Here is a 13,670-nt window from a genome sequence, read left to right as displayed (position 1 = left end):
TGGTTTTAACAATACACATTTACTTTTACTCTTTATATTATTGCCAGCTTATAAAGCTGGATAATAAATAGTCATACTTAACCGAGTTAATGTTCTTCCTGAATTAGTATAAGTATGCGGTCTATCCGCCTTAAAGCGAATTGAGTCTCCATTATTTAACGTATATTGACAATCATTTATATCAATTGTCAATTTCCCTTCAAATACCGTTATAAACTCTTCTGTTCCTTCTTTATGCGCTTCTGAACTTAATTTCCCTTCTGTATCAATTTCAACCATATAGATTTCAAAATTCCTATCATCTTGGAAAGGAAATGAGGGATACACCTTATATCTCCCATTGTCTTCAGACAATACTTGAACATCATTTCGTAAAACTACTTTCGTATCAGGCTGTGGATTATTAATTAAAGAGGTAAATGATACTTTCAAACCATTAGCAATTTTCCATATTGTTGTTAGTGTCGGGCTTGAATCTCCTCTTTCTATCTGTCCAATCATTGTTTTACTTACACCTGTTAATTGAGAGACCTTTTCTAAACTTAATTTTTCTTTTTCACGTATTGATTTTAAATTTTTTGCCAGAATAAGTTGAATTTCTTCCATAAAAAACACTCCTACACTGTATACAATATAACGACCGTTATGTATAATAAAAAGCACACGTTATATTGTTCTTTTTGGTCATTATAACACACAAAAAATAGGGGGTTTTGAAATGCCTATATTTTCTTTTTTGTTATTTGTATTTATAAGTAGCTTCACACCTGGTCCCAACAATTTCTTAGCTATGACATACGCAAATCAACATGGATTAAAGAGAAGCATAAACTTTTGCTTTGGAGTAGCATTCGGTTTTTTCATCCTCACTTCTTTATGCAGTTTCTTTAATATTGTATTAATTAATATTATCCCTATAATTGAATTTCCTTTAAAAATTTTAGGTGTCGCGTATATGCTATATTTAGCCTTTAAAATAATTACTAGTAAAGGCGGTGCCGGTCACAATGAAAAAAATAATAAAAACTTATTTACAGTGGGTATTTTCCTTCAATTTATTAACCCTAAAGGAATATTATTCGGACTCACAGTAGTCTCTACTTTTATACTCCCTTACTACAATTCATATTCAAGTTTTCTACTTTTCTCATTATTTCTAGGTATAGTCGGTTTACTGAGTACATTTAGTTGGAGCCTTTTTGGTTCCATGTTCCAAAAACTTTTATTAAAACATAATCAATTATTTAACATCATTATGGCTGTTTTATTAGTTTTCAGTGCCGTTTCAATCGTTATACACTAATTCGATGCTCATTTTAGATTTTGTACTTTTTAATACCACTCTTTATCATTCAGACTACTTTACATACTAATCCATCCACATACCCTATGTGGTTTAAAACTTTTAAGAGGAGACCTTCTAACAATAGGTTTCCTTCCATATCATATTAAATAAGAAGCAGGTTAAATACGGAGGTGATTTTGATTAAGACTACTTTAATTTCTCATTTTTACAATGAAGAATATTTACTTCCGTGGTGGTTAATGCACCATACAAAGCTATTTGATCATGGCATTCTTATTAACCGTGGATCCACTGATCGTTCAGTTGAAATCTGTAAAACATTCGCTCCTAATTGGGAAATACGAAACTCAAAATCATTCGAATTTGATGCTTATTTAGTTGATCAAGAAGTTATGGAAATTGAAAGAGAAATTACAGGATGGAAAATGGTATTGAATACGACAGAATTCCTGTGCTGTTATAATAAAGAACAATTTTTCAAATCACTTAACACTATGGGCGGCAATATGTTTTCAATAAGAATGATTATGATGATTGATGAACCGACTCATGGCTACACTAATCCAAGATATAGCTCTCCGCTTGTTAAACAACGTTATCACGGCATAATAATTCAACCTAATCCAAACCAACTATATCTTAACGGTAGATTAATTCACAATAATTCGCATGGGAACTATAGAGTCGGGAGACATGGTTCGCATTATCCTTATAGCATTTACATGGAACCTGCTTTTATTTTTAAATTTTTTTATAGTCCATGGAACGATGCAATGAAAAAACGAAAATTACAAATTGGGCCGACTCTTTCTCAACATAGTGTACGACGCGGATTAGGTTCTCATCACATAACAACAATTGAAAAATTAGAAAAAAAATACAAATACTATGCAACCTTAACTACGGATCTCCGGTTATTCCCAGAATACCAAATTATATTTCCTGATCTTTGTCCTTAATCTCATGAATATTTAGTTTCGACATCCATCCGTTTTTTATTAACATACCAACTCCAACTAAATACTTTTCTCTAGTAGAAATCTGAGCTAGGACGCTTGCAGCACGCAAACTCCTCTTATTTAATCTCGTATCTCTAGCCTATAATCTTTCATACCATTTCATTAAGCACTTAATGTTGGATCAGAAATAAAAAATCGTAATTCATTTGGAAAATTTTCAATTTCAGATTATATATCTTCTAAAACAAAAAATTCAAACAATAGAACCTAAACTAATGTTTGAAGTTATGGCTTTATTTTTTTCTTATTATTCACTTTAAAATCTTTTTATAATAATATTGGAAAATACGGTATAATATAAATTACTGTTCTTTAGGAGGATCACAATGGCTGATAAGTATAAATTTTTTATTCTCATTGTTACCGCATTTTTTTCATTCTTTTCTTTAATAAAAGATTTCCGCAACACTTCAAAAAGTTTCTTTTGGGGTAGTTTTATCATTCTTACAAGCTTCATGATACTATTAATACATGCTCTAGATTTAACTCAAATACTTTTTTATCCAAAGCAAATTGCGCTTGAATTTATTACAATACCACGTATATTCAATTTGATTTTATAAGCATTTCGATTTAGTGTTTTCTAATTGATTTTAACTATTATTGAAGTTGACATATCAGCGATATTTTATGCCTATTCCGTATAAGTGTTAGCAAGTTCGTTTGCAAACTTGTTAGCACTTTTTTATTTGATTAGATACCAATAACTATTTACCACCTCATTTATTTCATCCACTAATGCATCCAAGAGTTCCATACAAAAAAATATTTTGCTAGTAACCTTTCTGTAAAGTCATTAGAATTATTTGATATAATTATTTTTGAAATACTACTACATATTCAAGGCGGTAGACTATGCAGAAGCCGTTCTATAGTAAGTGGTGGTTTTGGGGAATTGTCGCTTTAGTAATTATTGCTGTGGTTGGCGGGAAAAATAGTGGTCAAAAAGGCCAGCAATTCTACACAATAATGTACTCTTGGAACGGCGAACAAGGATTTGGTGCCAATGCTAATTTTATGTTCCAAGAAGATAAGCTACAAAATAAAGCGCATTTTGGGTTACAATAAATATAAGTTATACGAATGCATTAAGATTAGAAATAAGATTAAAATTTGATAAATTCATTGATATAAATTAAAAACCGGCTCAAATGAGCCGGTTTTAATTTATATCTTTATAAAGTTGGTTGGCTTGTATCATTTAAACGATTTACTTTATTTTCAAATTCCTTAATATCTTCTACTAAGTACTCTAATAAAACTAGCCTAGGTGTTTTTATTTGTGGATTTATTTCATTATTCAATCTATACTTTATTATTTTTAAATTGTGCAAGTCCTTTTGTAAGTTGCTATTGTACTTATCATCTATTAATTGAATTCTGTGTCTCATTAAACCTCTTAGAGTATTAATTTCTTCTGCTGATAAATTAATTATAATATCATACAATTCTTCTACATTACAATATGCAAAAAAAGGATTATATAGATATTGTTCTCTCATCTTTATGTAAAAATTATAGGAATCAGTTCGCATTAATTCCAACAACATCTTAATATTTTCTTTTTCTTTTTCCAATTTTAAACCATTATTGATTTCAATTATCTTATTTTTAAACTCATTGAGATGTTCGTTATCCATATTCTCTTCACTATACCTATAGAACATGGAATTGGTATATTCAATGTATTCCCCTGTTTCTCCAGCTTTTTCTAACCCCTCCAAAAATTCCTGCTTTATATCTATGATATTTTCAGTTACCATTTTATTTTTCACAAAGAATTCATATATTTGGTACGCTTTGAAATACCAAGTAAACTGTAATTCTCCATTCTTTAATTTATTATATGTAGATCGTTCAACTTCCTGAAAGTCAGCATCAGATAAATCCCAATATCCCCCATTAAGAAACTCTATGTGCGGATCTTTATTTTTCATTCCATTTAATTCAAATTGAAAACTATCCATCTCTACTTTAAATAATTCTTTGTCAAATATTCCTTTTCTTATTAGCACTTCAGCAAATTTTAAAAATTTCCTTTTATATAATGTACCTTGGCCAGTGTAATATTTTTTTTGAAATTCTCCTGGGAAATTCTTCGCTTTTCCACCCACTATGCCTGATAAACCTATCTCCGCCATAAAATCATCATGTGAATTAATTTCCTCTAGTTCTTCATTACGTGGTATATTAGCTTTTATTTCAAATGAAGCTGCCAAAACAAATTTTAATATCGATTTAAGCATTACATCTGATTTGTAAGAACCCTCTTTATATTTTTGATAAATTAAATCAAAATCTTCTAGTGCTTGTTTTAAAACCCTAATATTCTTAGTATCACTTTCCTTAAACGTAGTTTCAATTGTATCTATGTTACCCTCAAGAAACGTTTGAAGGTCTTGTTTTTCATTAGAAATGTGATTTATTATGTCTTCTATAAGATCTTTTTCATCTAGTTGAAATGTTAGTGTTTTACCTATAAGCTTTTCTTTTATCCTTTTATATTCATTTTTCTTTTGAAATAAGTCTTGTAAATTTTGTGTAATTAAATCATTTATAGGTAGCTGTTTTTGATTTGAATTCAGGCTATTATTTTGCTTAAATCCATCTTTTTTATCTATGTAAAAACATGTAGTTAACATCTTAAGTTCAAGGTTTTTCTCATTTAGTTTGTCTTCAATTTCATTTTCATTTGCAATTATAATAACCTTTATATTATCATGTTCTACAAAGTTATTTATATACCCTAATATCTCGTTAATATCTAAACTTGCTCTTTCTAAATCATCAAAACACAAAACCGTATCAGCGAAATTAATAAACTGTTCAAAATTTATTTCAGGAAGTTGCACTTCTTTTATACCTGGAATTTCAACACTTTTCATCATCCCTAAAATAGCTTTCCCAGCCTCCGTCATTCCCCCTCCTAATTTACTTCCAGTAAATTTCTGAACTTTTTCCCATTGACCTAAGAAAATCTTTTTGTTAATTTCCTCTATACTATTGACACCATATAATGATACATAAATAGTCTTCTTATTTTTCGCTTTAATTTCCTTTTTAAATACCTTTTCCCAAAACCTTATTTTCTTCTTACCTGTTGCTTCAATTTTTTCTTTTAATACATTTTCCCAGAAATATGTTTTACCACTCCCCCATTTCCCGTTTAATAAAACGGCATAACTTGTTTTATCTCTTTCTATGTAATCCAATATACTATCTATTATATACTGCATAGATTCACCTGATGATGTTTGCATTTGGCACTCCCCCTGATTAATAGCTAAATATATTTTGCATTCTATTAACATTATATCAACAATTTTAAAGATATAATTATAATTTTGTTTTCCTTTGTCGTGATCCACTGTAGACTTTTTGGATATATTTAGTTGAAATACAAGGTTTATTTCGATAAATGAGTAGGATGATTAAATAGGAAAGAGGTCCCCAAAAATAATAGGTGACCTCTTTTTCTTTTCTTACTTCACATACACATAGACTTCATTTGCTGTTATATAGTATGTTTTTCCTTTGCTATTGTGCACTTTATATTGGGGTGAACCATTTACATTTACTTTCGCATCAATTGTAAATCCTAATCCTGCATCTACAGAACCTGCCACATCTTTATCCTGCCAAGATGGAGCATCATAGAAACGTAGATTGTTAACTTTTGAAACAACACGCTTTCCAACAATAGAAGAATCTACTGTGCTTTTCTTATTAAACTTCACATAAGATGGATCGTTCTTTATCCACTGATCTCCACCAAGATTTAACCAACCATCCTTTTCCGCCCACACAATATAAGATTCTGGTTTGTTTAGTTGACGAATTTTAGAATAGCTTGTACCTGGTCCTTTACGTAAATTAACGTTGTAACCTTCAATATAGACGATACCGTCTGTTACTGCTGTTGGTACTTCCGCTGGTTTAGATGGCTTCTCAGGAACAGAAACATCCACACTAGAATTATTGTATGCTCGTTGTACATCTGCTCTAAATTGAGCTTCTGAAACGCCATGAGAATTTAAGTAATCAATTGGATCTTCATGATCCGTACCGCCAAGGTAATGAGTTACATCGCTGTGTGTCCATAATCCTTTTTCTACAGATAACCCACGATCACGTAAGATTTTAGCTAGTAACTTAACGTATTTTTCATAGCTGCGTTTGAATTTTGTATAGTTCGCTGTTTCGCATAACTCTACATGTACAAATCGTTTATTAGCAGCAGGACCGCCGCCATAAGCAATGTATTTTGTATCAGCAATTTGGATTGTTTCATCCCAATCGACTGCATAGTGAACAAATGCATTCCTCCATGTTCGAGACTCATATTTTTGAATGTTAATAGCTGGAGCTTCTGGAGTTGCTGTAGAATGTGCTACAACGCCCTCATAAGCACCTACACCATAACGGTATGGTTGTTTCGGTAAATCAGGAATAATAAGTGTTCGATCAGCAAAAGCACTTGTAGCAAAGGAAACAGCAAGTACTAGAATCATAAGTAACGAGGTAATATGTTTCATTGTCTTTTTCATTTAGCATCAACATCCTTTTTCATAATTTTTGTATGGTCAAATAATCCACTTGCTGATAGTCCAATGATGATTCCTTGAAATACATTTGTTTTGATATCTCCGCCCAAAAATAAAACGCCTAGCACAATGCCAAGCGTTAAATTTAGTAACGGAACATATTTTGTTTGTAAACCAATTGTTTTTCCAATTTGTGAAAGACCAACTACAATTCCAATCATTACAGTAATTTCAAACATTACATACCACCTCCTTTCATTAAGAAAGTGAGAATACCACCAACAATTCCGCCAACTATAAGTCGCAAAATTCAGGTAGTATTGGCGCTGATTTTATCTAGCTGTTTGTTGATATTAATTATGTCTTTCTCGTTACCCGTTGTCCGCATTTCTAAACTTTTAATCTCTAAGCGAATGTCCTTAATATCTTGCTTTATTTCTTGAACATCGCTTCTTACTTCTTGTAACCCTTCCACTTTGACCACCTCATTTCAAAATAAAAAAGAGAGACAGTTATTTGTCCCTCTTTTGTTATAAAAGCCGTATTTTGTACAAAATTAAAAAAGACCAGCTATTGCTGCTCCTGCTCCGTTTGTGTGTTATTTTCATTAGTTGGTGTTGGCGGTTCTTGAGATGGATAATTCCCTGTAAGTGATGTAAAACACTCTAAACAAATGTTCTTTTTCGCAAACCCCATATCTAGTGGATACAAACGCGCGCCACGTTTACATACTTCACATCTTGTTGCAATACGGAAATATATCGTTCCGTCCGTTTCCCCCCACACCTCTACTTTATTAGTACCATATAAACCGGCATTGTTTAGCATATCAAAAGGAATTCGTACAAATACTCCGTTTTCGTTTCTTTCTGAATCTACTAACCTACCAGCAAACGGAGCACCTTCCCCTGCTTGTAAGGGATAACCTTGTAAATCTTTGTAATCATTCATATATTTTCCTCCTAAACGTTAGGTAGCTTGTACCATTGTCCTGCCATTCCCATAAAATAAAACCCATAGCCTTGACCACCATCAAAGAAACGAGCGGATCCAGCTTGGCCCATTCTATTACGCCCTAAATTTATTCCCTGCGTTAGAATAGGTTGATTTATGAATACATCCTTTTCTGTACTTATATCAAAGGTCTGCCCGTTATCAGATGGACCTATGTTGTTATTTACACCGCCTATAGCAATTCTATTAAACGGTTGAAGACCATCGGCCCTTTCTGCTGCTGCTCGATCCCAGTTATACATAGATGCATATTTACCACTGTATAGCGTTACACCCGATACACAAACTGCTGTCCCTTGTCTCATGTCAGCATTTCCAGAACAAACCTTAATAATTAATGCATGCTGTTGCGGAATATAGTTTGTTGGCACTTTGAAAGTGAAAGAGTATCTTCTGATTTCTCCATAATAGGTAGACGGTTCAGGGAAATCCATTTTTTGTTCATGCCATGTATCGTAACTTACATTGTCTCGGAATGTAACGCAGCATACTTGTAAACGCGGCTTCCCTGTTTTACGTACCCCATTTATCATTGCTGTTCTAAAATGAGCAGATACTGTGTATTCATTTCCAGGATGTATCCCATTATTCACGATTGCTTCTGGATAGTTATACATATCTACCCTTGTAGCATTCACCATTTGCTCGTAATCAAATATATGTGTATTCTTTTCTATCACGACATTTCCCCAGGACTTCCAAGTAAGACCATATCCACCTTCAAATCCATAATAATCTGCATTCCCAATGTTTTTCTTTGTAACACTAGAAAAGTCTGGATCTGCTATTAGGTTTCGTCTTGATACCGCAGTTGTTTTTGTTCCCCATTCGTCTTGGAATAGGAAGTCTAGCATTTTAACAGTTACACCATCTTTATCAATGGTTATCTTGTCACCGTTAATTCTAATAAGATTCGTATCAATGCCTTTTGCGGTTAACCATTTCACCATTGTATCGGCATTAATATTCAGTTTCTCAGCATCGATTGTAATCTTACCAGGTGACATATTGATGGAAGTAATGATACCGTCTTTTAAAATTTGTGCTAAGATCCCTTCATCTAATACTTCTAACCTAGATTCTGTTTTCGTTACATAAGCTTTATAAGTCTCATTTATAAACGTTTCTTGTTTTCCAGAGATGATTGAAACACCTTTTTCATTAGCACTAATACTTCTTTCTAACTCTGTAACTTTCTGATTGTATTTTTCGGTAGCTACTTTATTAGCGATATCTTCCATCATTTTATCAACATCAGTTTGATCTTTCGGATGTAACCAAAATTCTGTAACTACTTTACCACGCTGCAACATAGGTAACGCAATCCATAAGGTTCCATTTCTTCTCACCCACGGTTTATAACGTGCTTTAACAGCTCCAGCCGGAACCGTTCCGGAAATAACAGCCCTAATCCAATTAGAATTCGCAGTTACATCGATACCAATTGATGATTGTGAAACTCGACTACCTTGGGCATTTAGATACTCAATTTCTAACACGAAACCTTGTCCTATGTTATTTGACATAAAGTAACCCGAAGCTACAATATCTTCACCAGCAGTTACATCTATCGTTTGATGAAGGCTATACCATTTATCTTCATTCAATCCAGCCACATGTAATTTAGCCGTTGTATAGCCTCTATATGTTACAGAAGATTCAATAACAGCACTATTACCATTTTGTGACCAATACTTGAAGCCCTGAGCGAATGAAGCGTTCCTTAGATCATTTATGGAACCCAATCCACCAACATAATCCTCAACATCTTTCTTTTTCATCGTTAACTTCAATGCTTCAGAATGTTGACCTATTGTTGTAGTAGCCTCACTAAGCGTTTTCCCTTGATTGGTTTGTGTTTCTTGTAATTTCTTAACACTTGCAGTTGTTCCTTCTGCATTCTTTTCTACAGTGTTAACACGTTCATTAAAAGAGGTTTGTGTTTTTTCTACCGTTTTAATACTTTCTTTGATTCCATTCACACTTTGCTCAATCTCAGTTGTTTTTTTCGTGAACGTTTCTTTAGAAGTAACTTCATCATTAGCAGGCTGCCATGTAGTTCTTATGTTCCCCTCTTCCAATTTCGCATGATGTGAGTTTAAATTACCATCAATATTGCGTCCAGAGTAATAAAACCTAATTTGAGTTACATCCTTATCTTTTGTTTTGAATGTAACAGTTAGAGGCTCGTCCTTATAATCTACATTAATCTTTAATTGTGAGTCTGCACGTACAGATTTCCATTCTTGCTCTCCATCTGTATAAGTTATTGCAGTTTCCACGCCAAACCAAGGATTCGCATTGAGTTTCGTCATTTTCCCAGTAAATAAGAAGGAGATAGTAAACGTTTTGTTTCTGTAATTAATCTTATTGGAAAGAGTCATTTGCTTACTGTCTGACCATGTTCCGGTCATATTTTGCTTGTTTAACCCTGTTTCTGAATCGCTTGCTAGATTAATTGAACCTACAGAAATGTTACTCATGTCGGTTTGTAATTGTTCAATGGTCTGCTTATTTGAAGTCGCCGTATTCTTTATTTCATTTGTTGTTTTTGTTAAATCATTTGTTGTTTGCTTCACATCGGCAATAGTTTGTTTTGTACCTTCAACTGTATCTTCAACTGTATTTAGTTTATTATTGATTTCACCATTTTCTCGTTTTAATGATTCAATAGATTTATTGAATCCTTCGTTAGTCTGCTGTAAGCTCGTAACTTTTTTATCTATTTCCCCCTGCGAATTTTGTACAGAAGATATAGTTCTCGTAACTTCTTGAAGGCTTTCTGTTACCCCATTAAATTGTCCAGCGGTCTCCTTTTGCGCTTCTTCCACTTTTTTGTTTAATTCTTCTTTTGTGAGCTGAATATCTTTATTAACCTGTTTCAGTGTTTCTTCCTTTACTGACTCTACATCAGGAATAAGGAGCTCCCAATCTTTACCGTTCCACACTTTTAAAATACCAGGTTTACCAAAGCTAATGTCTCGCCATAATGTCTTACCTACTATAAGATTATCGGTCGGTGGATTTTTAGCTTCAATAATATTCACCGTATTATTTTTTAGATTTTCCTGGACCTTTTCAGCAAGTTTCTTAGCAGATTCAGATTCTTTTTGAGCATCGTTTGCTTTTTCAGCAGTTTCTTTAACCAACTCATCTAGCTGATTAAGGATTTCTTGGTGATCCCAAAGAGAAGTGCGAATTTTATTGTATAACTTCCTTAATTCTTCGTTTGGATCAGTAATTTCGCGATAATCTCCGAATACATATTTATCTTGTGAAGGATCAGTAAATGACTCGTCACCAGCAATTGCTCTTGCTTCTAAATAAAGCTTTGGTGTAAACCCTGTATCTTTTATTCGGATTGTATCCCCTTCATTAATCAGCTCATGAGCTAGTCCAAATACACGACCTATACTTTGTGCTTGAACTTCATATATATAGGATGTATTTATTCGTTTGGCTAGTTCTGTTTTCATAAGAGTTAAAAGACGTTGTGGTGTTATATCTTCTTCTGTTTCTGGTGTATAAAAGCCAAATTTATGTTGACCTCGCTCATTCCATCGCTGAAACGCATCACTGTCTACAAGATAAGGAACTCCATTATTAATAGTAGAGATGGTTATAAAATCTCCACCTTCTTTTTTTACGAACCCTAATAGGGCTGTACAGATGTTTTGGGAATTCTCAATTCGTTTGATACCCATCAAATCTTTACCAAGAGTTACTTCTTTACCTGTATCACACCCTCGCTTTTTCACCATATCTACATAACGGCCAACAATTTGAGACCCTACAACTTCCGCGCGATATTGAATTTCTAAATCGAATAAGGAAGCAATGTCTTTTAAAAATTTCAGTGGATCTATAAATTCATCAATCGTCATAGTGTGGAAGCCAGCGTATTCTGTTTTTCCTCTTTTCCACTTCGTACCCACAAGAGCTATATCGATAAACTCATTGACCGTTTTACCTACAATCTTCTGTGGATTGATAATGCCAGCTTTCGCGAGTTGAATCCATTCACCAGATGCATAAGCAATGACTGATTTATCATCTGAATCTTTTTCAGCTTCAGTAATTACATATGGAACAATGCGACCATCACGAACTTCTTTTAAAACTAAATTTTGCTGCATGAGTGTTACTGCATGATCTGTATTATCAAACACTTTAAACTCTAATGTATCAATGTTATTTTTTATTTCCCAATGTCGTTTATCGTCCCAATAATCTTTTGGTTGTATATTGGAAACAATTTGACTCGTTTTAAAATCAACAACATGTAAGATTCCACTTGGTGTCCTCATCTAAATCGCTCCCTATACGTTACTTTGGCTGTTCCGACAGTTGAAGGCATGATTTCTAGTTTATTCGAACCCTTATGAATAACAGGATAGTCACTAAATATATCTTTTAGATTAATAGCACTTTTACCATTTATCGTTACAAGACTTCGCTCAGTATCAATAACTACTTTGTCACCAACATCAAAGATATAAGGCGGATTATTTTGTGTATTCATGTTAACCTTCCAAATTTTCAAATCGTCAATAGACATTTCCGAACAAAACATGTTGTTAGAGAATTGAGAAATACTGATTTGTACTTGAGTAATTTTATTCATATTGACGTTATTTTCATCGAACCATACAACAAACCTTTCAGCATCATCAATCTCCGTACCTAAAATAAATTTAGAAATATACGCTTCCCATCTGTTCCCAGTTCTAGCAAGCCATAAACGACCTCTAAAATTTGTCCAAGTGTCTGGGTGATCTCCATGTTCATTAATGAATACCTGTCCACCTGGTTTTTTACTATTACCAACAGAAGCGAATCCACTGTTTTGCTCGGCTTCCCATTGAACATCGCTCATCGATATACGAGCTACATAATCGCTATTTTCATCAAGAAGGCCTATTTCCACACGTCCCATTTGATCCCAATGATGACTATTAATACGTACATAGGCTTGCATGATGAAATCCTGTAATGGTCCTTGTGGAATATTCTTTTTGGCTATGCAACCATGCCAACCTTTTACTGTAGGTTCACCTAGATATTCAGCCATAAAACGATATCCGTCTGTTTTAAACTTTCCTCCACCAGTCATATCTTCTGTTTTAGGAACATCCGTCCATCCTATTGTTGTCCCCATTTCGTCCCATAACACACGTTGATTTCTTTCCACTGGAACCTGGTCTGCTTTCAATGGATATCCAATGCGAAAATAATCCGTTCCATTCCATACATCAAGAAATGTGGAAGGCTTCGTTACTTCAACTTCTATAATTGGGTTAGATTCGACGCTCCCTTTGTTTTGAACATTTGCAATTAATCCTCGACCATCCATTTCAAATTCCACCGTTCTAGAGGGCCCTAACTTATAAGGCATAGGACAAATAAACTTTAAAATGCCCTGTCCTATATCTACAAATTTATCAATATCAAAATCTTCATCTATAACTGCCATATATGTTCTATCAGGCATTACATCAAAAATCAGTTCTGCTGGATTTTCAGTAATAAGCCACTCCGCTATTTCTTCTTTTAATGTTTCTAAATTTGTCCCATCTGGAACAATAACCCCCACAGGTACAGGAAGAGCACGGATTTCGGTATCTGTACTTAATAACCTTGCGCCTGGATATCCGGGAGTTTTTAAAAAATTCCTCCTTAAAGGTGCCCATGTTGGAGGATTCCATCCTCTTTCAATATGAATATAACTTTTTCTTTCTCCATTAAATTCAAAGGAACTCATTGTCTCCCTCCTTTTGCACAAAAGAA

General features: G+C 33.5%; 11 protein-coding genes and 1 pseudogene. 4 read left to right on the top strand and 8 right to left on the bottom strand.

All coding sequences use genetic code 11. The features are described 5' to 3' along the window. Positions 1-48: 48 nt before the first annotated feature. Positions 49-663, bottom strand: coding sequence for a helix-turn-helix domain-containing protein (locus tag ACS2FK_RS25405; RefSeq protein WP_130813712.1), 615 nt, complete (start codon positions 661-663; stop codon positions 49-51). A 55-nt stretch (positions 664-718) separates the two neighbouring features. On the opposite strand from ACS2FK_RS25405, the gene ACS2FK_RS25400 reads away from it, so the two are divergent. The 4 genes from ACS2FK_RS25400 to ACS2FK_RS25385 all read left to right on the top strand — a co-directional run bounded on the left by ACS2FK_RS25400 (position 719) and on the right by ACS2FK_RS25385 (position 3,393). Beyond that, positions 719-1,303 carry a LysE family transporter gene (locus tag ACS2FK_RS25400; RefSeq protein ID WP_001121273.1) on the top strand — a complete coding sequence of 195 codons (585 nt, stop codon included), beginning with the start codon at positions 719-721 and terminating at the stop codon, positions 1,301-1,303. A gap of 179 nt (positions 1,304-1,482) precedes the next feature. Beyond that, positions 1,483-2,265, top strand: coding sequence for a glycosyltransferase family 2 protein (locus ACS2FK_RS25395; protein WP_053564517.1), 783 nt, complete (start codon positions 1,483-1,485; stop codon positions 2,263-2,265). Between the two features lie 386 nt (positions 2,266-2,651). Continuing rightward, positions 2,652-2,888: a hypothetical protein gene (locus ACS2FK_RS25390; protein WP_000774113.1), complete on the top strand. Its 237-nt coding sequence runs from the start codon at positions 2,652-2,654 to the stop codon at positions 2,886-2,888. A gap of 292 nt (positions 2,889-3,180) precedes the next feature. Next, on the top strand, positions 3,181-3,393 hold the full coding sequence (locus ACS2FK_RS25385) for a hypothetical protein (protein WP_063547254.1): 213 nt from the start codon (positions 3,181-3,183) through the stop codon (positions 3,391-3,393). 107 nt (positions 3,394-3,500) lie between these two features. Here the strand turns inward: ACS2FK_RS25385 and ACS2FK_RS25380 are convergent, their stop codons facing one another. The 7 genes and pseudogenes from ACS2FK_RS25380 to ACS2FK_RS25350 all read right to left on the bottom strand — a co-directional run bounded on the left by ACS2FK_RS25380 (position 3,501) and on the right by ACS2FK_RS25350 (position 13,644). After that, positions 3,501-5,585, bottom strand: coding sequence for a P-loop NTPase fold protein (locus tag ACS2FK_RS25380; RefSeq protein WP_063547253.1), 2,085 nt, complete (start codon positions 5,583-5,585; stop codon positions 3,501-3,503). Positions 5,586-5,807: 222 nt separating this feature from the next. Beyond that, a complete protein-coding gene (locus ACS2FK_RS25375; protein WP_063547252.1) occupies positions 5,808-6,872 on the bottom strand; it encodes an N-acetylmuramoyl-L-alanine amidase in 1,065 nt (354 codons plus the stop codon). Next, on the bottom strand, positions 6,869-7,108 hold the full coding sequence (locus ACS2FK_RS25370; RefSeq protein WP_000461725.1) for a hypothetical protein: 240 nt from the start codon (positions 7,106-7,108) through the stop codon (positions 6,869-6,871). The genes ACS2FK_RS25375 and ACS2FK_RS25370 overlap by 4 nt, the downstream gene beginning before the upstream one ends. Beyond that, positions 7,108-7,344 (bottom strand): annotated as a pseudogene (locus ACS2FK_RS25365) (hemolysin XhlA family protein). The gene ACS2FK_RS25370 and the pseudogene ACS2FK_RS25365 overlap by 1 nt, the downstream one beginning before the upstream one ends. Positions 7,345-7,439: 95 nt before the next feature. Beyond that, a complete protein-coding gene (locus ACS2FK_RS25360; RefSeq protein ID WP_063547251.1) occupies positions 7,440-7,820 on the bottom strand; it encodes a hypothetical protein in 381 nt (126 codons plus the stop codon). An 11-nt stretch (positions 7,821-7,831) separates the two neighbouring features. Beyond that, entirely contained in the window at positions 7,832-12,190 is a 4,359-nt protein-coding gene (locus ACS2FK_RS25355; RefSeq protein ID WP_063547250.1) for a phage tail spike protein, read from the bottom strand. Beyond that, positions 12,187-13,644, bottom strand: a complete 1,458-nt coding sequence (locus ACS2FK_RS25350) for a distal tail protein Dit (RefSeq protein ID WP_063547249.1) — start codon at positions 13,642-13,644, stop codon at positions 12,187-12,189. Before ACS2FK_RS25350 ends, ACS2FK_RS25355 begins: the two co-directional genes overlap by 4 nt. Positions 13,645-13,670 lie beyond the last annotated feature (26 nt).

The organism is Bacillus cereus group sp. BceL220, from assembly GCF_051776965.1.
Taxonomy (GTDB): domain Bacteria; phylum Bacillota; class Bacilli; order Bacillales; family Bacillaceae_G; genus Bacillus_A; species Bacillus_A cereus.
This window is presented reverse-complemented; position numbering and strand designations above follow the sequence as displayed.